16 protein-coding genes are annotated in these 23,060 nt (G+C 67.8%); 8 read left to right on the top strand and 8 right to left on the bottom strand.

Features of this window, described 5'->3' with window-relative positions:
* Positions 1 to 152: 152 nt before the first annotated feature.
* Genes NHG27_RS09880 through NHG27_RS09865 form a run of 4 tightly spaced genes read left to right on the top strand, consistent with a single transcriptional unit; the run spans position 153 to position 8,362 of the window.
* Positions 153 to 1,838: a glycosyltransferase family protein gene (locus NHG27_RS09880; protein ID WP_497016181.1), complete on the top strand. Its 1,686-nt coding sequence runs from the start codon at positions 153 to 155 to the stop codon at positions 1,836 to 1,838.
* Positions 1,839 to 1,846: 8 nt separating this feature from the next.
* Positions 1,847 to 3,097, top strand: coding sequence for a UDP-N-acetyl-D-mannosamine dehydrogenase (wecC, locus tag NHG27_RS09875; RefSeq protein WP_056645419.1), 1,251 nt, complete (start codon positions 1,847 to 1,849; stop codon positions 3,095 to 3,097).
* Positions 3,094 to 6,807, top strand: coding sequence for a glycosyltransferase family protein (locus NHG27_RS09870; RefSeq protein WP_056645422.1), 3,714 nt, complete (start codon positions 3,094 to 3,096; stop codon positions 6,805 to 6,807). The genes wecC and NHG27_RS09870 overlap by 4 nt, the downstream gene beginning before the upstream one ends.
* Positions 6,800 to 8,362: a DUF6270 domain-containing protein gene (locus NHG27_RS09865; RefSeq protein ID WP_056645426.1), complete on the top strand. Its 1,563-nt coding sequence runs from the start codon at positions 6,800 to 6,802 to the stop codon at positions 8,360 to 8,362. Before NHG27_RS09870 ends, NHG27_RS09865 begins: the two co-directional genes overlap by 8 nt.
* 373 nt (positions 8,363 to 8,735) lie before the next feature.
* On the opposite strand, the gene NHG27_RS09860 is transcribed toward NHG27_RS09865, so the two are convergent.
* The 7 genes from NHG27_RS09860 to NHG27_RS09830 form a co-directional block, all read right to left on the bottom strand.
* Positions 8,736 to 10,046 (bottom strand): ISL3 family transposase, encoded by a 1,311-nt coding sequence (locus NHG27_RS09860; RefSeq protein WP_193719181.1) that lies wholly within the window; start codon positions 10,044 to 10,046, stop codon positions 8,736 to 8,738.
* A gap of 223 nt (positions 10,047 to 10,269) precedes the next feature.
* Positions 10,270 to 12,393 (bottom strand): heparinase II/III domain-containing protein, encoded by a 2,124-nt coding sequence (locus tag NHG27_RS09855; protein ID WP_056645431.1) that lies wholly within the window; start codon positions 12,391 to 12,393, stop codon positions 10,270 to 10,272.
* Positions 12,387 to 13,535 carry a non-hydrolyzing UDP-N-acetylglucosamine 2-epimerase gene (wecB, locus tag NHG27_RS09850; protein ID WP_056645435.1) on the bottom strand — a complete coding sequence of 383 codons (1,149 nt, stop codon included), beginning with the start codon at positions 13,533 to 13,535 and terminating at the stop codon, positions 12,387 to 12,389. Before wecB ends, NHG27_RS09855 begins: the two co-directional genes overlap by 7 nt.
* 2 nt (positions 13,536 to 13,537) lie before the next feature.
* On the bottom strand, positions 13,538 to 14,473 hold the full coding sequence (locus tag NHG27_RS09845) for an ABC transporter ATP-binding protein (RefSeq protein WP_082608419.1): 936 nt from the start codon (positions 14,471 to 14,473) through the stop codon (positions 13,538 to 13,540).
* Positions 14,460 to 15,401 carry an ABC transporter permease gene (locus NHG27_RS09840; protein WP_082608420.1) on the bottom strand — a complete coding sequence of 314 codons (942 nt, stop codon included), beginning with the start codon at positions 15,399 to 15,401 and terminating at the stop codon, positions 14,460 to 14,462. The genes NHG27_RS09845 and NHG27_RS09840 overlap by 14 nt, the downstream gene beginning before the upstream one ends.
* A complete protein-coding gene (locus NHG27_RS09835) occupies positions 15,398 to 17,146 on the bottom strand; it encodes a glycosyltransferase family 4 protein (RefSeq protein WP_056645439.1) in 1,749 nt (582 codons plus the stop codon). The genes NHG27_RS09840 and NHG27_RS09835 overlap by 4 nt, the downstream gene beginning before the upstream one ends.
* Positions 17,143 to 18,375, bottom strand: coding sequence for a glycosyltransferase family 4 protein (locus tag NHG27_RS09830; RefSeq protein ID WP_497016180.1), 1,233 nt, complete (start codon positions 18,373 to 18,375; stop codon positions 17,143 to 17,145). Before NHG27_RS09830 ends, NHG27_RS09835 begins: the two co-directional genes overlap by 4 nt.
* Positions 18,376 to 18,684: 309 nt before the next feature.
* Between NHG27_RS09830 and NHG27_RS09825 the strand changes: the two genes are divergently transcribed.
* The gene (locus NHG27_RS09825) at positions 18,685 to 19,788 is read left to right on the top strand and encodes an LCP family protein (protein ID WP_497016179.1); all 1,104 of its coding nucleotides are present in this window, start codon (positions 18,685 to 18,687) and stop codon (positions 19,786 to 19,788) included.
* A complete protein-coding gene (locus NHG27_RS09820) occupies positions 19,785 to 20,540 on the top strand; it encodes a DUF6270 domain-containing protein (RefSeq protein WP_497016178.1) in 756 nt (251 codons plus the stop codon). Before NHG27_RS09825 ends, NHG27_RS09820 begins: the two co-directional genes overlap by 4 nt.
* Before the next feature lie 128 nt (positions 20,541 to 20,668).
* On the opposite strand, the gene NHG27_RS09815 is transcribed toward NHG27_RS09820, so the two are convergent.
* On the bottom strand, positions 20,669 to 21,136 hold the full coding sequence (locus NHG27_RS09815) for a hypothetical protein (RefSeq protein WP_497016177.1): 468 nt from the start codon (positions 21,134 to 21,136) through the stop codon (positions 20,669 to 20,671).
* Between the two features lie 105 nt (positions 21,137 to 21,241).
* Here NHG27_RS09815 and NHG27_RS09810 point away from each other — a divergent pair, with 105 nt between their 5' ends.
* A complete protein-coding gene (locus NHG27_RS09810; protein ID WP_497016176.1) occupies positions 21,242 to 21,709 on the top strand; it encodes a MarR family winged helix-turn-helix transcriptional regulator in 468 nt (155 codons plus the stop codon).
* Positions 21,706 to 23,049 carry an MFS transporter gene (locus tag NHG27_RS09805; protein ID WP_497016175.1) on the top strand — a complete coding sequence of 448 codons (1,344 nt, stop codon included), beginning with the start codon at positions 21,706 to 21,708 and terminating at the stop codon, positions 23,047 to 23,049. Before NHG27_RS09810 ends, NHG27_RS09805 begins: the two co-directional genes overlap by 4 nt.
* Positions 23,050 to 23,060 lie beyond the last annotated feature (11 nt).

Raw genomic sequence — 23,060 nt, 5'->3', positions numbered from 1 at the left:
GGCACGGCGGGGTCTCCCAGCTGCAGTCCTTCCTCCGTCGGCAGCGCGTTCCCTCCTCGGGGAACGGGCGTGGTGGGTACTTCACCAAGGCCGGTCTGACGTTCGACCCGTGGGACTACTCTGATCGTCTCCCTGCTCGGCCTGGCTTGCGTGTGGGCGTCATCCTCGACGACTTCTCCCGGCTCGCGTTCGCGTTCGAGTGGGACCAGGTGCTGCTCAAGCCCTCTTCATGGCGTCAGGTGCTCGGGGACGCGCCCATCGACCTGCTCTTCGTCGAGTCGGCATGGAACGGCAACGGCGGGGCCTGGCAGTACCACCTCAGCGGGACGTCGGCCCCCCGGCCGGCGTTCGTCGAGCTGGTCGCGTACTGCCGTGAGCGGGGCATCCCGACGGTCTTCTGGAACAAGGAGGACCCGGTCCACTTCGAGGACTTCCTCGATGCGGCGGCGCTCTTCGACCACGTCTGCACGACCGACGTCGACCGGGTACCTGACTACGTCGCGCGGCTCGGCCACGACCGTGTGAGCGTTCTCCCCTTTGCCGCGCAGCCCGCGATCCACAACCCGATCCGGCCGCACGGGCGCGGTCCGGAGCGGGACGTCGCGTTCGGCGGTATGTACTTCGCCCACAAGTACCCCGAACGTCGTGAGCAGATGGACCTGCTCCTGGGTGGGGCGTTCGACGTCTCCCCGCGCATGGAGCACGGGCTGGAGATCTTCTCCCGCTTCCAGGGCGGCGACAAGAACTACCAGTTCCCGGAGCCGTTGGCCGACCGCGTCGTCGGGTCCTTGGACTACGAGCGGATGCTCACCGCGTACCGCGAGTACAAGGTCTTCCTCAACGTGAACTCGATCGTGGACTCCCCGAGCATGTGCGCGCGCCGGGTCTTCGAGATCACGGCCTGCGGCACACCCGTCGTGACGACCCCGAGCCGCGCGATCGGTGAGTTCTTCCCCGCGGACGAGGTGTTCGTGGTCTCCGACCGCGTCGAGGCCGGGAACACCGTGCGGGCGCTCGTGCGTTCCGACGAGCTGCGCGATCGTGCGACGCACCTGGGACAGCGCAGGATCTGGCGTGAGCACACCTACGGGGCCCGTGTGCAGAGCGTGCTGCACGGCGTCGGCCTGGCGGACTCGCCCGCCGTGCCGCGCGCGTCGGTCACGGCGCTGGTCTCGACCAACCGGCCGCACCAGCTCGACCACGTCCTGCGTACTGTCGGCAGCCAGCAGGACGTCACGCTGCAGCTGGCGCTGCTGACCCACGGTTTCGAGGTCGACGAGGCGGACCTGCGTCTGCGTGCCAAAGAGGCAGGCGTCGAGGACCTGGTGCTCCTGGCTGCTGGCTCTGATGTGTCGCTCGGAAGCTGCCTCAACCGCCTGGTCGCCGCCGCGGACGGAGACGTCGTGGCCAAGATGGACGACGACGACCTCTACGGCGCGCAGTACCTCTCCGACCAGCTGTACGCCCTGGAATACAGCGGTGCGGAGGTCGTCGGCAAGCAGGCGCACTACATGTACGTCGAGGGCATGGACGCCACGCTGCTGCGTTTCGCAGACCGTGAGCGTCGCTTCACCGACCGGGTGATGGGGCCGACGATCGTGACCCGGCAAAGCCTCGCGGTGACCACTCCGTTCCACGACGTGGGCCGGGGCGAGGACACCGCCTTCCTTCGGGACGCTGTGGACGCGGGGGCACGCGTGTTCTCGGCGGACCGTTTCAACTTCGTCCAGGTGCGCTCCGGTTCCGGGGCGCACACCTGGTCGGTCACTGACGCCGAGCTGCTTGCGAGCGGCGAGGTGCACTTCTACGGGCGCGCGGACTCGCACGTCCTGATCTGAGGGGAATCATGAACACCACCACTGTGTGCGTCGTCGGACTTGGGTACATCGGCCTTCCGACAGCCGCAATCTTGGCGTCCAATGGCGTGAACGTCATTGGGGTGGACATCAACGAACGTACGGTCGACGCCGTGAACAGAGGCGACGTACCGTTCGTCGAACCTGACCTAGCGACATATGTCGCTGGAGCCGTGACCCAGGGGTCGCTGCGTGCGTCGACGAAGCCGGAGCCAGCGCAGACCTACATCGTCGCCGTCCCGACCCCGTTCATGGACGGGCACGCCCCCGATCTCTCATACATCCAAGCGGCCGCAGAGGCGATCGCTCCGCATCTTGAGGCCGACGCACTCGTGATTCTTGAGTCGACGTCGCCGCCTCGTGCCACACAGCAGATGGCGGACTGGATCCTCACGGCTCGCCCCGACCTCTCGCTCGATGGATCGGAAGGCCGCGCGAGAATTCACGTGGCGCACTGCCCGGAGCGTGTCCTGCCCGGCCGCGTGATGATCGAGCTTGTGACCAACGACCGAATCGTCGGTGGCCTCACTCCCGAAGCCGCAGAGCGTGCCAAGGAGCTCTACCAGGTCTTTTGTCAGGGCGAGATCCACCTGACCGACACGGTAACCGCTGAGATGGCTAAACTCGTTGAGAATTCCTATCGAGACGTCAACATCGCGTTCGCGAACGAGCTGTCGCTCATCTCCGCAGACCTCGGCATCGATGTGTGGGAGCTGATCCGCCTCGCCAACCACCACCCGCGGGTGGACATCCTCCAGCCGGGCCCCGGCGTCGGCGGCCACTGCATCGCCGTGGACCCCTGGTTCATCGTCGACGCCGCGCCCGAGCGCGCGCGGCTCATCCGGACGGCGCGCGAGGTCAATGACGCGAAGCCGGAGTACGTCGTCTCGCGGGTGAAGGCGCACGCGAACCGCTTCAAGACGCCGCGGATCGCCGTGCTGGGACTGGCATTCAAGCCGGACATCGACGACCTGCGGGAGTCGCCCGCGCTCGCCATCGCGACACGCCTCGCCGTCGAGGTCGACGACGCCGTCATCCTCGCCGTCGAACCGCACATCGACGAGCTGCCGGGCGTGCTCGCCGGGCGTCCGAACGTCGAGCTCCGAGAGTTGGAGTCCGCGGTCGACGAGGCGGACATCGTCCTCGTGCTCGTCGACCACACGCAGTTCAGACAGGCAGACCGCACACCGCTCCACCTCGGAGAGAAGGTCGTCGTCGACACGAAGGGCGTCTGGCGATGAGAGACGATCAGTCGCCGACGAACGACGAGGAAGTCGCGCGCCTACGGCGCCAGTTGCGTGGCGCGAACGATAAGTACCGGGCCGCCATGGCCAATGAGCGGCAACTGAACGAGCGCATCATCGAGATCAGCGCACAGGTGCGTCAGCTTCACAACGAGATCGCTCTTCGGAATGATCTTGAGGGCGATCTCATACGGATCTCGGCGACAGCGCGGCTTGCCCTCGGACGTCTTCGGGCCAGGAGAGCGGTCAGGCTCGCCCAGGCGATCGGCCACGCACGGTCTCCACGCCTGCTCTTCGGTCTACCAGTCGCCGTGGCTCGCGCGGTTGGCACGAGAGGGGAAGCCCCGTCCGAGAACGAGGTTCGTGCGCAGCTGGACAAGGAGATCGAGCAGTGGCGGGCAAAGATCGTCGACGTCCGGAGCGCGATCCGCCGTAAGCCCGGAGAACGGCCGGTCGAACAGCCGACCGTGGATGGGGAAAGGCGGGCGCGGCGTCGGGAGAGGACGCTTGCGAGCCTGGCAGCGACGAAGAGGCCGAGGGTCGCCGTCATCGTCGACGACTTCACCGGCGCGGGCGTCGATCCTGAGTGGGAGACGATCCACCTCACGCCCCAGGGGTGGCGTGGACAGCTGGAGGAGGGCGACCCGCAGCTGCTGTTCGTCGAGTCTGCCTGGCGGGGCATCGACAACCTTTGGAGCAACACAGTCGGCCATGTTCCCCCTGAGTTGCTGGACATCCTGGCGTGGTGCGCGGAGCATGGAGTGCCCACCGCATTTTGGAACAAGGAGGACCCCGTCCACTTCTCCACGTTCCTCAACGTGGCTTCGCGTTTCGAACATGTCTTCACCACCGATATCGAGATGATTCCCAGATACCGGGAGACCCTGGGGCACGAGCAGGTCTGGTTGATGCCGTTCGCCGCTCAGCCGCGTCTGCACAACCCCGTTGCGGATGCTCCTCGCAAGAACGCGATGATGTTCGCTGGCGCATACTATCGGAGATACCCGGATCGCAATCGGGATCTGGAGTCGCTCGTCTCCCACGTATCCTCGGTCGTCGAGGTCGAGATTTTCGACCGCAACCTTCACGAGCAGGACGAGAACTACAAGTTCCCGGACTCGTATCTCCCCTTGATCAAGGGGACCTTGTCACCCGACTCCGTGCATCACGCCTATCGTGCCTACGAGTACGGCCTGAATCTCAACTCTGTGAAGCAGTCCGCCACGATGTTCGCGAGGCGGGTCTTCGAACTGATGGCCAGCGGAACTCTTATCGTCGGGAACTATTCGCGTGGCGTGCGGATGTTGTTCGGGAATCTCACCACCTCGGTCGATGCGGGCGAGGAAGCGGCCGGTCGAATCCAGGAGTTGGAGAGCGACCCCCGGACGTCACGCCGACTCCGCCAGGCGGCTCTGAGAAAAGTCCTCCAGGAGCACACCTACGCGGATCGGATCGAGTACCTCGTCTCTCGCATCATGGGAAGTGCCTACACGGGCCATCTCCCGAAGATCCTTGTCGTCGCGGAAGTGCGATCGCACGAGGAACTGCTGCTCTTCGCCGCCCAGGCTGAGACGCAGCTTGGCGTGGATGTCGTCCCGGTGGCGGTGAGTCCGGACGAGAGTGTCGTAGCACGGCTGACGCAGGCTGGGGGGCCTCGGATCTTTTCGCGCGCCGATCTGCGGCAGCTCAAAGTCGCGGACCTCGCCCCGACCGCGGAGTTCGCAGCGGTGTGGACGATGCCTGATCATCACGGGCGGCATCTTCTTCTTGACCTGGCTCTGGCCCACCGGTACTCGGATCGCAAGGTCGTCGGGATTGCCGGGGGCTACGAGTGGACGGTCGATGGCGTCCGTGAACGAGGTGGGCAACGCTACGGTGACGCGCCGATAGGGTCGCTCCGGACGCCCGTCGTCCGCGTCGAAGACCTCGGCGAAAACGCCATGGCTTCCTCTCTGCTGACACTGGACGGGTTGGCTCTTGGGGCCTTCGCCACCGACATCTTCGGCTACTGCCAGGTCCCACGAGGAATGCTGGTGGATGCCGAGGCAGTGGCCGCAGAGGTGGAGGCCGAGGTGCGGGACGCGGGAGTCGATATGCAGAGCCTGTATGCGAGGGCCGAGTCCTTGGACGTCCGGTTGCCGTTCCAGGCCGTCACCGTGCCAGTGCGCGAGAACGTCGCGGTTGGGTTCGCCGGGTTCGCCCGGGCCGCAGTCCTGACACGGGAGCTGGGGGATGGCGTGGAGGTCGTGTCCACGTTGGCGCCCGGGACGCACGACTACCTCTTCTCCCGCGAGACCCACGCGATCGCGGATGTCTCGGAGGACGGCGATATCCGGCTCCACGTCGAGTGTCAGCCCGGCCTCAACACGCAGGTGGCCGTGATCTACTATGACGAGGAGCATCGCCGCAGCGGCTCGTCCGTCCACTTCACGAATCAGAACGCCACCAGCACGGCGCCGGACGGCGCGAAGTCGTTGCGTCTTGCGCTTCGCGTCGCAGGTGAGGGCTCCGCGATCCTGAAGTCTGCGGAGTTCGCGCACCGCGCCACTGCCCCATCGTTCATGCAGATGCGTGGGCAGGCCATCGTGGTCACCAACGTCTACCCCTCGCACATGGACCGCTATCGGAACGGATTCGTTCACTCGCGCGTGCTCGCGTATAAGGACGCGGGGCTGGACGTGGATGTGCTCTCGGTGTCCGCGCGTCGGTCGTACGAAACATTTGTTCACGAGGGCGTCGACGTTCACTCGGGTTCCATTGATCTGCTCGAGAGGGCGCTCGAGGTCTCGGACCCGGGGGCGCCGCTCCTCGTCCACTTTCTCGACGAGTCCATGTGGGACGTTATCCGGCGTGCGGGTAGCCGTCGTCGCGTCATCGTCTGGCTGCATGGTGCCGAGGTCCAGCCCTGGTGGCGGCGCAGCTACAACTACACGACTGATGAAGATCTGGACCGAGCCAAGGGAGCCTCCGATGCTCGGATGGCTTTCTGGCAACGTGTGTTCTTGGACCGCGCGGCGAACACTCACTTCGTGTTCGTGTCGAAATACTTCGCAAACGAGGTCATGCAAGACGTGGGGGTCACGCTGGAGGGTTCTCGATACAGCATCATCCACAACCCGGTCGACACGAACCTCTTCTCGTACGAGGAGAAGTCGGCAGAGGACCGGTTGCGGATCCTCTCGGTGCGCCCCTACGCCTCTCCCAAGTACGCCAACGACCTGAGTGTCGCCGCCGTAGAACTGCTCCGCGACGAACCGGAGTTCGAGCGCATGGAGTTCATGTTCGTCGGAGATGGCCCCCATTTCGAGTCGACCGTACAGCCGCTGCGGGGCCTCTCGAACGTGACGTTGGACCGGAGGTTCCTATCTCATCGAGAGATCGCGGACCTTCACAAGCGCAGTGGAGTCTTCTTGGTCCCCACACGCATGGATGCGCAAGGAGTGTCGCGTGACGAGGCGATGTCGTCAGGACTCGTTCCTGTCACGACACGTGTGGCGGCCGTCCCGGAGTTCGTCGACGAACGCTCGGGCATCTTGTGTGAGCCAGAGAGCGCGTCGTCGCTCGCTGCTGCGATCATCGAGCTCGTCCGCGATCCGGAGATGTTCCTGCGGCTCTCTGCGGGAGCGGCAGAGCGCGTTCGAGCCCAGGTCGCGGGCGACCTCGTCGTCCAGGCCGAGCTGACGCTCGTCGGTGGGTCTGATGTCTGAGAGCACCCGCGTCTTCGTCCTCGGCTCCTGTGTGACGCGCGACGCGTTCGAGCTCGACGCGTCCACGGGGATGGAGCTCGTTGGGTACTTTGCGCGCACGTCGCTCGCCAGCGCGTTTCGTCGCAAGCGGTTCGTCGGGGTGGACACGTCGACCATCTCCTCAGCGTTCCAACGTAGGACGGTCGAGCAGGACCTGGACAAGGCGCTTGAGACCACTCTGCGCCAGGTGGAATTCGACCTCCTCGTCTTCGACCCGATCGACGAACGATTCAACCTGGCTCAGTTGGGCGACGGGAGCATCGCGACCGTGTCGAACGAATTTCTTTCAGCGACGGCCGCTCCGCCATACGAGACGATCCGGTCGGGGAGCGAGGAGTTCCTGCGCCTGTGGGTCGTGGGCTGGTACCGCCTGTTGGCGACTCTGGACTCCCTCGGAGCCCGGTCGCGCCTTCGCGTCAATCGAGTGTTCTGGGCCGACGGGTGCACGGGCGACGAGGAGTTCGCCAGCTCGTATTCGCGGAAGGGCATCGATCGGGCGAACACGTTCCTGGGCCGACTTTACTCGATCATGGAGCAGGACCTGGAGGACTGGCAGTTCGTGCGGTACCCGCCTGAGCTCTTCGTCGGGGATCCAGGGCACAAGTGGGGCGCCTCACCCTTTCACTACATCGACCCGTTTTATCGGCACTTCCTCTCGGAGCTTGTGATCGAGCCACGGACTTCCGCGGGACCACGCCACGTCAAGGACACTGCATGGGAGTGCGGGGCAGTCGTGTCCTCGGATCGCTCGCGTGGCAAGGAACCGGGGGAGGCCGAGGTTTCGGTGCGCGACGCGGCGCACGTATATCTCCGGCGGCACCTCGTCTATTCAGTCCATGAGCGCGCGGAATCCGGACGGATCGTGTTCGTCTTCCCTGGCCTGGACTCGACTCCGGGTGTCACCAGCATGTCGCACTGGCGGCTCGGTGCGGAGCTCGACGCGACCGTGGTTCATCTCAAGGACCATGTTGGAGCGCACGGGTGCTACTTGCTGAGCGTCTCCGGCGACAACCAGATCCGCAACGTGGTCCTGTCGTTGATCAGGGAGCTGATCGCACAGTATTCCGTGCCCCCAGAGGGCGTGTACTTCGTCGGCACCTCGAAGGGGGGCACAGCGGCGATCGCTTTCGGGCTCATGCACGGCGGCGGGCGAGTCATCGCCGGTGGGCCGCAGATCGCTCTCGGAGCATTCCTGTACCAAGAGCCGGAGCAGTTGGAGTGGCAGCGGAGCGTGGCGTACGCGATCTTCGGGCGGGTCGATGACGGTGATCGCGATGCCGCGGACAACCTGGTCCCAAGTATTTTCGAGCGCTACGGTCCCCGCTTCCGGGGATCGATGTCGATCTCGTACGGGTCGGACACCGGGTACTGGCAGGCCCACATCGAGCCGTTGACCTTGTTGGTCGCCGCGCAAGGACTCTCCCGCTGTGTTGAGCTCCGACAAGGGGGGTACGCGGGCCGCGAGGCGGCCGACAACCACTTCCTCCACCGCGTTCGCGCGGAGCTCATCGGGTGAGGCCCTGCTACGAGGGCTGCAGAGGCGCTATGTCTACTGACCAAGAGCGTTGTTGAGTCGGTCGATGGGTTGAGGCCGCCGATGCCGAGGTGGGGTCGTTCTAGGTTGTAGTGCGTGGCCCACGCCGCGTCAGCATCCGCGCGATCCGCACCGGTGTCTCGACACAAACGGGCGTCCGGTGCGGGTGTGTGCGCGCCACGGTCGGCCGATCGACGAGGCCTGCGCGCCCCTCGACCTGGAACCTGCGCTACCACCGCCACGCCGTCGTGCGCGAGACCCCCATCTCCGCCGCGACATGCGCGGCCGGGCTGCCCGCAGTAATGCGCTGGACCATGGTCAACCTTCCGGCAGGCGTCAGCCGGGCATTAGCGGCTCATCCGATTTGAGGGTGTAGTCGGGGTCTGAAGCCGCCGGCCTCGAGGAGGCTGCGGGAGATGTAGTTGGTGAGGTTGCGAAAGCCCAGGGCGGAGCCGCGCAGGTGTTCGAGGCGGCCGTTGATCGCCTCCGTGGGCCCGTTGCTCGTGCCGGGGCGGTCGAAGTAGGCCAGCACGTCGGCCGCGCGCTTCTTCAAGGTCCGCCCGAGCGTGATGACCTCTGTCAGGGCGGCTGGGACGCCCGAGCTGATGGAGTCGATCAGGGCCTGCATCAGGATGCGGCCCTTGACCCGGTCGGGTTCGCGGTAGGCGGCGATCATCCGCTGGTAGATGCCCCAGGTCGCCTCGACCTGGACGTGCTCGTCACCGGCGAACAGGTCGTTGATCCGGGAGCGCTGCCTGTCGGTCAGGAGCCCGGCCCCGGTGTGAAGGGTCCGCCGGGCCCGGTAGAGCGGATCGTCGGCGCGGCCGCGGTGACCGTGAAGGTCCTGCTGAACCCGGCGGCGGCAACGATCCAGCGCGTCACCGCTCAACCGGACGACGTGGAAGGGATCCATGACCGCGGTCGCGGTCGGGAGCTCCTCAGCCGCGGCGGTCTTGAACCCCGTGAACCCGTCCATCGCGACGACCTCGACCCCGTCCCGCCACTGGGCGGGGCGGCCGGCGAGCCAGGTCTTGAACACCTGCTTGGAGCGGCCCTCGACCATGTCCAACAGCCGCGAGGTCCCGGTCCCGTCACGGATCGGGGTGAGGTCGATGATGACGGTCACGTACTTGTCCCCGCGCCGGGTGTGACGCCAGACGTGTTCATCCACGCCGAGCACGGCGACGCCGTCGAACCGGGTGGGGTCATCGATCAGCACGCGTCTGCCTTCGGCCAGGACAGCGTCGTTGGCGGTGTCCCACGCGACCCCGAGCGCCGTCGCGATCCTGGTGATCGTGAGGTGACCGACCACGAGTGCTTCCAGCGCCCACCGCAGTCCTCGCCGCGACAACCGAGCACGAGGCTCAGCCGCGGCGGTGAGGTCCTCGCGCCAGACCCGAGCGCAGCCGGTGCACTTGTAGCGGCGCAGCCGCACCACCAGCAGGGTGGGGCGCCACCCGAACGGCTCATGCGCGAGCTCCCGCACGACCGTGTCGCGGACCAGGCCGGCGCAGCCGCACTCCTGGCACCACGGTTCCGGCACGGCGACCCGGCACTCCAGGATCGCCCGGTCGGGTCTCAGACACTGCCCGGTCACCACGAGACCGAGCTCGTCCAACCGAGCGAACGTCGTCAGATCAGGAGGCGTGAAGGTAGCGTCAACCATGTCGAGGTCTTCCCGGATGGGCAGTGTGAGAACTTCCATCCTCAGGGAGACCTCGACCCCTACCCCCGCAACGCCACGCGAACCCGACCTACACCCTCAACTGGGAAGAGCCGCATTAGCGTGAGGCATGAGAGACCTCCGTTGGTCCGAGCAGGGCTCTTAGCCAGCTCCTACTCGATACGGAGGTCTCTCACGACGTCAATGGTGATCCTGGCCCGCACAACTAGACGGCACCGATCGACCATCGAAGATCGTGGCCTGCCTGGATCGGAACCAGGATCGAGGTGGTGGCGACGTGCTCTCGGAAGCCATAGCCGACCATGCTCGTCGTCCTAGGGGAGTCCCCTTCTCCGACGACCGTCCTCGGCGCGTGCCGAGGAAGACGCAACGTCAGGTGCCGCGTCGCGAGCGCATGCTCGAGCCGGTAGACGACGGAGTCGTCCGTAGACGTCGCCGCTACGCAGCGCACGTCGGGCCCGAGGTGGATGACGGAGTACGCCGAACCAGGATCAGCGCTCGAGACACGGTCGACGATCGACAAGGCCAGGCCGTCGGTGCGTCCCTCGATGACACGATGCACAGTGGTCTGCGCGTAGGCGGTGTGTTCCGCGGCGAAGCGATAGCCCTGACCTTCAGCGCGACCGGAGGTGACGCACTGCATGTGCTCCGGGTCGATGCTGTACGGCGAGGAATCGACGACGACGGCGTTGTGGGCCCAGCGGCTTCGGAGGTAGGCCGGGACGGGCTCCGCGTAGGCGTGAGAGTAGAAGCTCGGGTCGGTCAGCCACTCGACCCCGGCGAACCACAGCGTGAAGGATGCGTTGTCCTCGTGCTTGTGCGTGCTGTTCAGGCCCGAGTTCATGAGCATGAGCGAGTAGGGTGCGCCCGCGTCGCTGCCATGCGCGACGGCGTAGCCAGCGCGGGGAAGCACAAAGGACTCGTTTCGGACCGCCAGTTTCTGACGGGATGTCTGACGGGCTCGATACGTGTCGCCTTGTGCGGGAGAGGTTCCGTCCGGATATGAGAAGAGGTGCGAGAACGAGTCCATGCGGTCCGCGATGTCCGTGAACCGACCTGAGGAGGCGCCATCCGCGAGCGTGGCGGCGATCCGGATGAGGGTGGTCACTCCGTTGTGATACCCGATCGAATTCTCGGTGAATACGGCGAACGGGCCGTCGTAGCAGATCAGCTTGCTGAACTGGTCGTCGAGCCTCTCAATCGCCAGCTTGCGCCACGCATCGGCTTCGCGCGATCTGAACGCCTGGGCCGCCACAAGGAGCGCGATATCCTGGAACCATGCGTGATTGTGGTGGCGGGAGACTTGGTTCGCAGCGTAGAACGCCTCGTTCGCCAACAGTCGGGCATGCTGCAGAACGGCGTCGCAGATCAACGCGCGCGCATAGCCGCCGATCAGCGGCTCGGTCAGCCTGAGGACGATGAGGAGAGAGTTCAGTCGTTCGGCGGCCCCGTGGTCATACCAGGCGTATCTCGGATCTGGCGACAAGGCGTGCATGTTCAGGGTGATCCACTGGATCGCGATCTCTGCGACGGATCGAAGTGCTGTCTCGTTGGAGACGCGGTCCGCTTCGATCGCGAGCAATGCCAGCGGGTGGAGCGCGTTCCAGGAGAAGCGGAGCGTCGGGTTGTCGTCTGTGGCGACAGGACTGATCGCCGACGGGGCCCAGGCAGCGCGGATCCCAGGGAGAAGAGGGATCTGCCCCGCGGTGACGAACGCCTCGAGGTCCTCACGATTCGTTGCGGCCTTGTCATTCCTCACGAGCGACGAAGAGATGACTTCCACAGCATTGTGCAGACGTGCCGAGAACTCGATGGTCGACGACGTGGCCGACCGCTTGTCCAGGAGCGCCATCCTGGCCACGTCCAGGCGGGCGCCGTCGTGGGTAGGCGTGCCCTTGATGAAGAAGCGGATGTTGTCGATCTTCGGCACCGCCGGCGGGGATGAGCCCTGCGCCCGCATGATGAGGTCGTCCACGAAGAGGTGCGCGGTGTTCCATGTGTTCTGTCTAGCGTGACGTACCTTGACATGGAAATACTGACCTCCCTGCTGCCAGCCCACCGCCAGGTACTGGAGCGTCTGCCAGCCGGATGTCCGATACCGGATCACGAGGCCCCGCGGGGTGGAGCCCGCGAGGGAGAAGTGCGCTTGGAGGTCGTGTACCTGGGAACCGCCCTCGAACAATACGCCCATGTGAGTCGAGTCGCCGGACTCGTCGAGAGCGCCACTCGACCTGAGGGTGGGCGCTGAGCGCTCGTCGAGGTGTGCGGTGGGCCAGGTTGACACGACGTCTCCGCCGTCGCATCCGATCGAGTCGAGCAGTTCTAGCACGTGCTGATCTCCTGATTTGTTGACGCGCTGGAGGTCTTGGCGAGAAGCGCGAACAGGGTCGCCTGGGCGGCTCGGCCGTCACCGTAGGGGTTGATGGCGTTGGACATGGCCGCATAGGCGCTCGCATCCGTCAGCAGCCGCGAGACCCCGTTCACGATCCGATCCTCGTCCGTCCCGATGAGCTGGACGGCGCCCGCCTCGACGGCTTCAGGCCGCTCCGTGTTCTCGCGCATGACGAGGACGGGCTTTCCGAGGCTCGGCGCCTCTTCCTGGACTCCGCCCGAGTCGGTGAGAATGACGGTGCTGAGAGACATCATCCGTGCGAACTCCCCGTACGCCAACGGTTCGGTGACGGTCACGTTCTCGACGCCGACGAGCTGTGGTAGGACAGCGTCGCGCACGATCGGGTTCCTGTGCGCCGGGAGGACGATCTCGATGTCGGGGAACTCGCGCGAGATGCGGGCGAGTGCACGCCCGACCCCCTCCATCGCACCGCCCCAGTTCTCGCGGCGGTGCGTCGTCACCAGGAGAATGCGCCGGCCTGATGCCGCGAGCTCTTCGAGGCGGTAGTCGCTGAAGGCGACCTCCTTGTCGACGGTCATGAGCAAGGCATCGATCACGGTGTTGCCGGTGACCACGATCGTCGAGTCGTCCACACCTTCGGCAACCAGGTTCGTCCGGCTGGTCTGCGTCGGTGCGAGGTGCAACGCGGCGATCTGTGTCGTGATCTTGCGGTTCGCTTCTTCAGGGAAGGGGGAGTGGATGTTGCCCGAGCGAAGACCGGCCTCGACGTGGATCACGGGGATCTGCCGGTAGAACGCGGCGAGTGCGGCGGCAGTCGACGTCGACGTGTCGCCCTGGACGATCACGGCCGCGGGCTCCTCCTTCTCGAGGATCGGGTCGAGGCCTTCGATCACCCGCGCGAAGATCTGTGCGAGCGTCTGTCCGTGGCTCATGATGTTGAGGTCATGGTCCGGCACGATCCCGAACAGCTCGTTCACCTGGTCGAGCATCTCGCGGTGCTGGCCGGTCACCACCGTGACGCTGTCGAACTCGTCGCTCGCCTCGAGCGCCTTGATCACGGGAGCCACCTTGATGGCCTCAGGACGGGTGCCGTACACGGTCATGATGCGGGGGCGCATCGCTACCTACTCTCTGTCTTGTCGGCGCGGATGTTCGGCCGCTGCCCTCGTACGTGGCGGGGGGTGTAGAGCTTTCCCGGTGGTTCTTCGATCTTGACGAACGTGTCCTCACGCTCGCTGAGCGCGTCCTCGATGATGGTCTTGGCTTCCTCGGGCTTCTCCTTGGCGATCGCCCAGGCCCACTTGCGGTAGCGCAAAGCGACGTCCTCGGCGGGCCCATCCAGGATGAGGCGCCCATGGTTGAGCCAGATCGCGCGGGTGCAGGTCTCCTCGATGGTCTGGGCGGCGTGGCTCACGAGGAAGACCGTGCCCGCGTTCTCGCGGAGCTTTTCCATCCTCACCTCGCTGCGTTCCTTGAACGCGGCGTCACCCGTCGCAAGTGCCTCGTCGATCAAGAGGATGTCCGGGTTCGCTGCAGTGGCGATCGCAAAGCGAAGGCGAGAGCCCATGCCCGACGAGTAGGTCTTCATGGGGAGGTAGATCGACTTCCCGAGGCCGGCGAGCTTGATGACGTCCGGAACAGCCAGGGCGGTCTCCTCGGGGGTGAGACCCATGGCGAGGCAACCGAGGCGGACGTTCTGTTCGCCCGACAGGTCAGGGACGAGGGCTGCGTTGACACCGATCAGGACCGGCGTGCTCTCCGCGAGCACCTGACCGCGGGCCGGCTTCTCGAGTCCGGCGATGATGCGCAAGAGTGTGCTCTTGCCCGAGCCGTTCTGACCGACGATGCCGATCTGCTCACCGGATCGAGCGACGAACGAGATGCCGGCGAGGGCGCGCACCAAGACCATGGGCTGCTGGCCCAGGAGCGTCTTGGCGGCGCGAGCCAGGAGGTTTGCCCGGCGCCGTTCGGACGCGTCGGTCGACGGGACGCGGTAGCGGACGTGGACGTCCTGGACCGCCACGGTCGCCGAGGCGAACGGGTCAGAGGCGACCATACGACTCTTCCCCCTGCCAGAAGACGACGAACCCAACGAGGAGGGCGCCGAATGCCCAAGCGCTCAGTGACAGCCACATGGATCCCGCGGGAGTCTCGCCGTAGAGGAGGCAGTCACGCACCATGCTCAGCACCATGAACATCGGGTTGGCTTCCATGAGCGAGAGGATCGTCGGGTGGTCGATGAACTTCTCGTAGGAGAAGAACACGGCGGAACCGTAGAGCCAGAGGCGCATGGCGAACGAGATGAGCTGGTTGAGGTCGGGGACCTTGGCCGCAGCGCGCGCAAGCAGCAGCGCGAGACCGGTACAGAAGATCACCTGAAGCGCTAGGACAGCAGGGACGAGCAGTACCCGCCACGTGAGCATCTCGGATGGAGGGAGGACCAGGAGCAGCGCGATCATCGCGCCCAGGACCGGGATCATGTTGAGCATCTCGCGGAGCACCACGGAGATCGGGAGCGCGGCACGAGGGAAGGCGAATGCCCGAATGAGGTTTCGTCCCGCGGTGATCGATCTCGCGCCCCCCGTCACGCAGCGCGTCGTGAACGAGAAGAGGAACGTGCCGATGATGAGGTAGCCCAAGAAGTTGGGGATGCCACGGCCGGACTGCAGCAGCAGTCCGAAGATCAGGAAGTACGTCAGCCCGTCCAGGATCGGCTTGAGCACGAGCCACGCCGTGCCGAGCAGCGTCTCGCGCGTCCCGCTCGTGACCTTGGCCCGCGCGTCGGCCCACAGGAAGTAGCGCCGGTCCCAGAGCTGGGCGATGTACTCGCCCAACGGCGGCCGGGCTCCGACCCGCGTCAGGCGCCCCGCCGAGATGACCTCGACCTTGGTCTCGGGCCCCTCGAAGAGCATCGAGTAGAGGTCGACCGGGCTGGCCTTCCCCTCCGTCTGCCCCGTCGTGGGAGCCTTCGATGATGCGGTCATGCGGTGAATCCTAGGCAACCTCGGTAGATACCCCGGTACGCATCCGCGTTTTTCGCCCACGTGCGTTCGCTCGCAAGTACTCGACCTCGGGCAACGAGCTCGCCGGCGAGGGCCGGGTCGTGCTGCAGCGACTCGATCGCATCCGCCCACCCGGGCAGGTCATCGGGGGCGACGAGCAGCCCCCCGTGCGGTGCGTCGAGCACCTCGGCCAGGGCCGGCAGGTCGCTCGCGATCACAGGACGCCCGATCGCCATGGCCTCGACCGGCTTGAGGGGCGTGACCAGGCGGGTGACGCGGTCGTCGCGGCGCGGCACGAGGAAGGCGTCGAGCGCCGCCATGTACAGCGCGGCCTGCGCGTGCGGCACACGCCCAGGGAAGACCGCGTGCGGCCCCAGACCCAGTTCGTCGGCCAGGCGCAGCAGGCCTGGCCGGGCCACACCGTCGCCCACGACGAGCGCAGTCACGTCCAGACCGCGCTGCCGGAGCAGCGCGACCGCGTGCAGGATCGTGTCGTGCCCCTCGTACCCGACGAGGCTGCTCACGGTGCCCACCACGAACGACGCCTCGGGCAGCCCCAGCGACGCACGCGCAGCGGCGGGCGCCGGATGCTCGGCCAGGAGCGACGAGCGCACGGCGTTCGGCACCACCGAGATCCGCTCGGCCGGGACACCTCGGGAGACCAGCTCGTCGCGCATGGTCGCGCTCAGGGTCACCACCGCATCGGCGGCTACCGCGAGCTCGGTCTCCTTGGCGCGCAGCAGAGCGCGTCGTTCAGACCGCTCCGCGACCTCCCGGGCCTCGGGCGTGCCGTGCGACGCGACCCACGTCTCCTCGGGCAGCCCGCGCACCTCGTAGACCCACGGGATCCCCAACCGCTCCGCGGCGGCACGCGTGACCTCTCCGTTGGTCCCGGGCGTCGTGGTGTGCAGGACGTCGGGCTCGAACCTCTCCGCAGCCCGGACCAGCAGGTCCGTTGCGTCCGAGAAACGGCGCGCCGGATCGTTCGGCAGGCCGGTCGGGATGAGCCGTCGGTAGGGGATCCCGTCGACCACGTCGACGCCCCGCGCACCCAACGAGCCGATCGTCACGGGATAGCCCGCGCGTGTGGTGGCCTCGACGCGCAGCCCCCCGTCGCGCTGCGCGGTGAGGACCGCGTGGCTGCGCAGGGTGTACCCGCTCTGGGTGTGCGGCAACGAGTTGGTGAGGTGGTGCAGCACGGCGAGCGGCGCCGTCGGACCGGGGGAGGGCGCGGCAACCTCCCGCAGCCGGACCTCCGCGCGTGGCGCGAGCGCCTCGACCTGACCCAGCAGGCTCGCCAGGACCCGCTTCTCGGCGCGACCCGACGCGTGCGCAGCACGCAGGGCCGCGACGTCCCCTCGCTGCCACAGCGCCCGCAGGCCCGCGGGCCCGGGGGAGAGGACGCCGTCCAGGAGGTCGGGTCGTCCGACGGCGACGGCGACCTCGGCGCCGATGCGCGAGCGCCCGCCCGACGTCTGGAGCAGCCGTGACGACTCGTCGGCGGCACCGGACGAGTCGCCCGCGAGGTAGCGCGAGAGAGCGCGCGAGGCCGAGGGGGACGGTGCGAGCCCCAGCGCACGGATCACGACGGCGCGGACCCGGGCGGGCGAGCGCCGCACGGCCTGGATCACGAGCCATACCGGGTCGTCGAGGACTGCGTGCGTCGCGAAGGACGCGGCGAAGCGGACGTTGCGCGCGAGCTCGCGCGCGGGGGACCGGCGGCTCATCGGGCGAGGCCGTCGAGCAGCGCGAGGTAGGTCTCGGCGAGGACGTCGTCGTTCGCGTGGGCAGCGACCCACGCGCTGGCCGCGTGGCTCGCGACGGGTGCGATCCCGGACGTGGCGTAGCCCGCCCAGAGGTTCGCGAGCGCCTCGACGTCCCCCGGGGGCACCACGTCGCCCGCCTCGAGCGACAGGACCAGCTCGGCAGACTCTCCCGCGACGCACGCCGTGACGTGGTGACCAGAGGCCATGACCTCGTACAGCTTGGACGGCACGGTCCACTGGAACGGCTCCCAGTTGCGCAGGGAGACCACCAGGGTGTCGGCCCAGCCGTAGAGGGCCTCGATCTCGGCGTGCGGGATGGGCGGGCCGATCGTCACGGGCGCGCCCAACGACCGGGCGAGTGCGGCGAGCTGCGTCGCGTCGTTGCCGGCGCCGACGATCCTGACCTCGATCGGCAGCCCACGGGACTCGACCACGGCAGCCGCGCGCACCACGACCTCGAGCCCCTGGGACCTGCCGAGCGTCCCGGCGTAGACGACGCGGAACGGACGGGGTGCGAGATCCGTGCCCGGAGCCACGGCGGGGCGGCTGACCACGGGGAACGCCGTGCCGTTGCGCACGACGGCCACGTTGCGGGCGCCTCGGGAGCGGACGACGTCGGCGAACGTCTCCGTGGTGGTCACCACCAGGTCGGCGCGGGACTGCAGCCGCGTGATGACCCGGTGCGCGAGCGTCGTCGCGAACGCCCGCCCAGGGCGACGCTGGGCGAGCGAGCCGGTCATGATCCCGCTGGGACGGATGAGGTCCGGCCAGGCGTCTCTCATCTCGACGACCAGGGCCGCGCGGAAGATCCGCGCGAGCGCCCAGGCCGCGAACATGCTCGGGATCCCGGGCACGGTCCCGATCACGACCGTGGGGCGGACGGTCCGTCGGCGTAGACGCCGCCACCCCAGGTGGATCGAGCTCAGGGCCGCCACGAGATGGTCCAGGGTGCGGGAGACGAGCGACGTCGTGTGCTCCCGGTAGCGCACGCGGATGATGCGCTCACCGTGCGCGCCGCGCGAGACCGTCCCGGGCAGGTGCGCCTCAGAGCCGGGGGCGAGGGTTCCCGAGGGGTAGTGCGGGGGTGGCGTGAGGACGCTCACATCGACGCCAGCCGGGATGAACCGGGCGACGAGCGCCCCCCACCGGCGCTGCGGGGCCCCCGTCTCGGGTGCGTAGTGATGGGTCACGAGGAGGACGCGATGCCCCGACGACGGCTTCTGCCGCGCGTGGAGCGCCCCCCTCGGTGCGCGACCGGCCATGTCCCCTGGTTTCTCTCAGTGATCCCGGCAGGTCGACATCGACACCGCTCGTGGTTTGGGCCGGTTCGGCCCGAAAGATTGCACGTGTGTCCCACGTGTTCGACGCGAAACCTCCACAGTCTATCGCCGCGCGAGAGGGTCGTTGGCACGCCAAGAGTTGGGTAGGTGGGGTGAACATCCGCGCGAGGGCGCCAGATTCGGGGCCGGGGCGGCGTGAGGTCCCCTAGGATCTCTCCCGTGCCAGACAACGAGCTGCTCCCGGTCGGGACCGAGTCGACCCCAGGTTCCGGCGACGTCGGGGCTGGGCGTCGTCATGTCCGCAAGCGCAGGCACGGCGCCAGGACCGCGTTGATCGTCCTGGGCGCGCTCGTCGCGGTGCTCTGCCTGGGAGGCGTCGCGGCCGTCGTCGCGTTCCGGAACAGCCTCGACAGCAACATCGAGAAGCTCGCCGACCCGTTCGAGGGTATCCAGAACCGGCCGGAGGCCGCGCCGAGCGACCCTGCTCTGCCCAACGAGGCCGTCAACATCCTGGTGCTCGGGTCGGACAGCCGCATCTCGGCGGGGGACCCGTCGCAGTGGAAGGCGGGGGCGCAGCGCACCGACGCGATCATGCTCGTCCACCTGCCGGCGGACCGGAAGTCCGCTCAGGTGGTCTCGTTCCCCCGTGACAGCTGGGTGCCGATCCCGGGTCACGGAGAGGCCAAGATCAACGCGGCCTTCTCCTACGGCGGCCCGGCGCTCATGATCGAGACCGTCGAGCAGCTCACGGGCGTGCGGATCGACCACTTCGCACTCACCGACTTCACGTCCTTCACGTCCCTGACCGATGCCCTGGGCGGCGTGCAGATCCGCATCCCCGAGGACATCAGCGACGGCAAGAAGGTCCAGTTCGAGGCCGGCGTGCACATCATGACCGGTGAGCAGGCGCTCGCCTACACGCGTCAGCGGCACGGCCTGCCCAACGGGGACTTCGGTCGTGCTCAGCGCCAGCAGAACTGGATGCGCTCGATCCTCGCCAAGGTCAACAACAACCGCAACGACGTACCCCTCATGACGTCGTTCTTCACGGCCTTCAGCCAGTCGGTCGCGGTCGACGAGCAGTTCACGATGGACCGGATCCAGAACCTCTACATGAGCGCACGTGGCCTGTCGACCAACGACGTCACGTTCCTCACGGCCCCGCACAACGGCACTGGGCGCTCGGCCGACGGCCAGTCGATCGTGGTGCTCAACCGTGAGCTGCTCGATCCCCTCATGGCCTCGTTCGCGAGCGACACCGCCGCGCAGTTCGTCGAGGAGAACAAGGGAGTGCTCACGGTGCTCCCCGCGACGGTGAAGTGAGCGCCTCGAGCGACGAGACAACCGGCGCCGTCCGTTCCGTCCTGATCCACGGGAGCTGCGTCACGCGCGACGCGTTCGCGCTCCGCGGGGAGGCGCGGTTCCGGCTGGTGGACTACTACGCCCGCAGCTCGCTCGCGAGCGCGTTCGCCGACCACGGCCTCGAGGGGGTCGACACCTCGACGATCACGTCGCCCTTCCAGCGACGGATGGTCGACCGTGACCTGGGCAAGCACTTCTGGCGCGACCTCCCCGACGTGCGGGCGGACGTGATCGTCGTCGATCTCGTCGACGAGCGCTACGGGGTCCTGGTGGACGACCGCTCCGGTGTCGGGACGCCGTCGGCGGAGCTGCTGCGTGCGGACGGCATCTCGCCCGATCTCCACCGGGTCCTTCCGGGATCGATCGACTTCCTGATGGCCTGGGAGGCCGGTCGTCGTCGTTTCATGGCCGAGGCGCGGGCGGCTGGTCTGGCGGGTCGCATCGTCGTGCACCAGGCGCGGTGGGCCGAACGGTGTGCCGACGGCACGCGTTTCGACCACCAGGCGTCAGCCGACGCGAACCACCTGCTGGAGTACATGTACGGGCGGTTGCGGAGGGACCTGGCGCCGCACCAGTTCGTCCGGGTGCCGGCGCATCTCGTGGTCGGTGACCCCGACCACCGGTGGGGTCGCTCGCCCGTCCACTATGTCGAGGAGTACTACCGGACCTTCCTCGACCTGCTCGACCGAGCGACGGCGTCACCCCGACACTGAGGGCAGCTTGTCCCGCCGCTCATCGGCGGCGGTAACCCACCCGCTCAGCGGCGGCTTGGTCCCGCCGCTGAGCGTCGCCGGGCGTCGCTGAGCGGCGGGACGGGCCGAGAGGCCCCAGGGGAGGTCGGTCAGGCGGCGGTGCCGTCGAGGACGACGAGCCCGTCCCGGAACGCCACGTCCGCGACGCTGGCCCCGGGGAGGCGGGCCTGGAGGAGGCGCTGGACGTCGAGGGCGATGCGGGCGTCGGGCAGGACGCGCACCGAGCCGGCCGGCAGCCCCTTGGCGGCCACGACGGTCTCGATCCGGTTCGCGGCGAGGCCGAGGAGCTTGTGCGCCGGCAAGCCGCCCGCGTGCGCGTCCACGGAGAACGTCGCGACGCCGTCGGTCACGTCGACCACGCGCAGCGTGGCACGGACGGTGGGCGCGAGGCGCGTCGCGAGCTTGAGGGGCGCGGGCAGGCGCTTGACCTGGCGCGGTTCCGCGACGAGGTCGAGCGCGTCGTCGCGCCCCGTGACGGAGGTGATGAAGGACGGCAGATTGCGGCCCATGAGCCCGAGGAGGTTGAGCGTCTCGGCGAGGGTGAGTTCCTGATGCACGGCGCACACCATAGCGGACGTTCGGGGCGAGTCGGGTGTCCCCGGGAGCGTTCTTACCCACCCCGGACCCTTTCCTTACCTAAGGTAATGAGTTAAGGTAAGGAAATGCCTGCTGCGGAACCGACCACGTCCTCGTCCCCCACGAAGGCGCAGTGTCGGCCCGCGACTCTCGGCGGTGACCTGCGTGTCGCCCTGACCCGGGTCTCGCGCGCACTGCGCTCGCAGCGCGGCGGCGCCGACCTCCCCGAGGGCCAGTTCGGGGTCCTGACCGTGCTCCACAAGCACGGCGGCATGACCCCCGGTGCGCTGGCCACGCACGAGCGCATCCGGCCGCCCTCCATGACGCGCACCGTCAACGCGCTCGTCGAGCTCGGCCTGGTCCACAAGGTCGAGCACCCCACGGACGGGCGCCAGGTCGTCGTCGCGCTGACCGATGCCGGCGTGCTGGAGGTCAAGGAGACCCGACGCCGCCGCGACGCGTGGCTCACCCAGCAGCTGACCGCCCTGACCCCGGAGGAAAGAGAGACCTTGGCCCGCGCCAGTGACCTGTTGACCCGGATCGCCGCCCGATGAGCGCGACGTTCTCCTCGCTCAAGTACTACAACTACCGCCTGTGGTTCGGCTCCGCGCTCGTCGCGAACGTCGGGACCTGGATGCAGCGCATCGCGCAGGACTGGCTCGTCCTGACCGTCCTGACCGCGAACTCCGGCGTCGCCGTCGGCGTCATCACGGCCCTGCAGTTCGCGCCGGTCCTCGCGCTGTCCGCGTGGGCGGGCGTCCTCGCGGACCGCCTCCCGCGCCGCAAGATGCTCATGGCGACCCAGGGGGCCTCGGGGCTGCTCGCGCTCGGGCTCGGCGCCCTGGTGCTCTCGGGGCACGTCGAGCTGTGGCACGTGTACGGGTTCGCGCTCGCGCTCGGCTGCGTGTCCGCGCTCGACGGACCCGTGCGCCAGACGTTCGTCGCCGAGATGGTGCCCAGCGACAAGCTCTCCAACGCCGTGGGCCTCAACAGCGCGTCGTTCAACGCCGCGAGGCTCATCGGCCCCGGCGTCGCGGGCCTGCTCATCGCCGCCGTGGGCACCGGCTGGGTCTTCATCATCAACGGCATCAGCTTCGGGGCGACGATCTTCGCGCTGTCCCGCATGCGGACCCGGGAGATGCACCGGCTGCCGAGCGCCTCGCGCGAGAAGGGGCAGATCCGCGAGGGCATCCGCTACGTGCGCGGCCGCTCCGACATCATCGTCATCATGGTCGTGCTGAGCGTCGTGTCGACGTTCGGGCTCAACTTCCAGCTCACGTCCGCCATGATGGCGCGCGTCGAGTTCGGGATGGGCGCGGGCGAGTACGGCATGCTCGGGTCGATCCTCGCGATCGGCTCCCTGACCGGTGCGCTCATGGCGGCGCGCCGCGAGCGGCCGCGCGTGCGGCTCGTGATCGGGTCGGCGTTCGGGTTCGCGGTCGCGACCGGCGTCATGGCGCTCATGCCCAGCTACACGACGTTCGCGCTCGCGTGCATCCCGGTCGGTTTCATGTCGCTGACCATGATGACCGCGGCCAACACGACCATCCAGATGACGACCGACCCCGTCATGCGCGGGCGCGTCATGTCGCTCTACATGATCGTGTTCCTGGGCGCGACGCCCGTGGGTGCGCCCATCGTCGGCTGGATCGCCGAGGCGTACGGTCCGCGCTGGGCGATCGGGATCGGGTCCATCACGGCCCTGCTGGTCTCCGTGGGCGCCGCGATCTGGGCCATGCGGAACTGGAAGTTCACGGTCTCCTACCGCGTGACCCAGCGCCCGCACCTCCTGGTCACCTACCCCGCGGGCGGCGCCGCGCGGCGCGCCGGCCGCAGCGACACGCGTGAGCGGCTCGGCGTCGAGGACGCGCAGGAGGTCGCCGAGGCGGCGTGACCCCGCTCGGC

Source organism: Oerskovia sp. 140933 (assembly GCF_059651515.1).
Note: the sequence above shows the minus strand (reverse complement) of the source record. Positions and strands in the feature narration are given on the sequence as shown.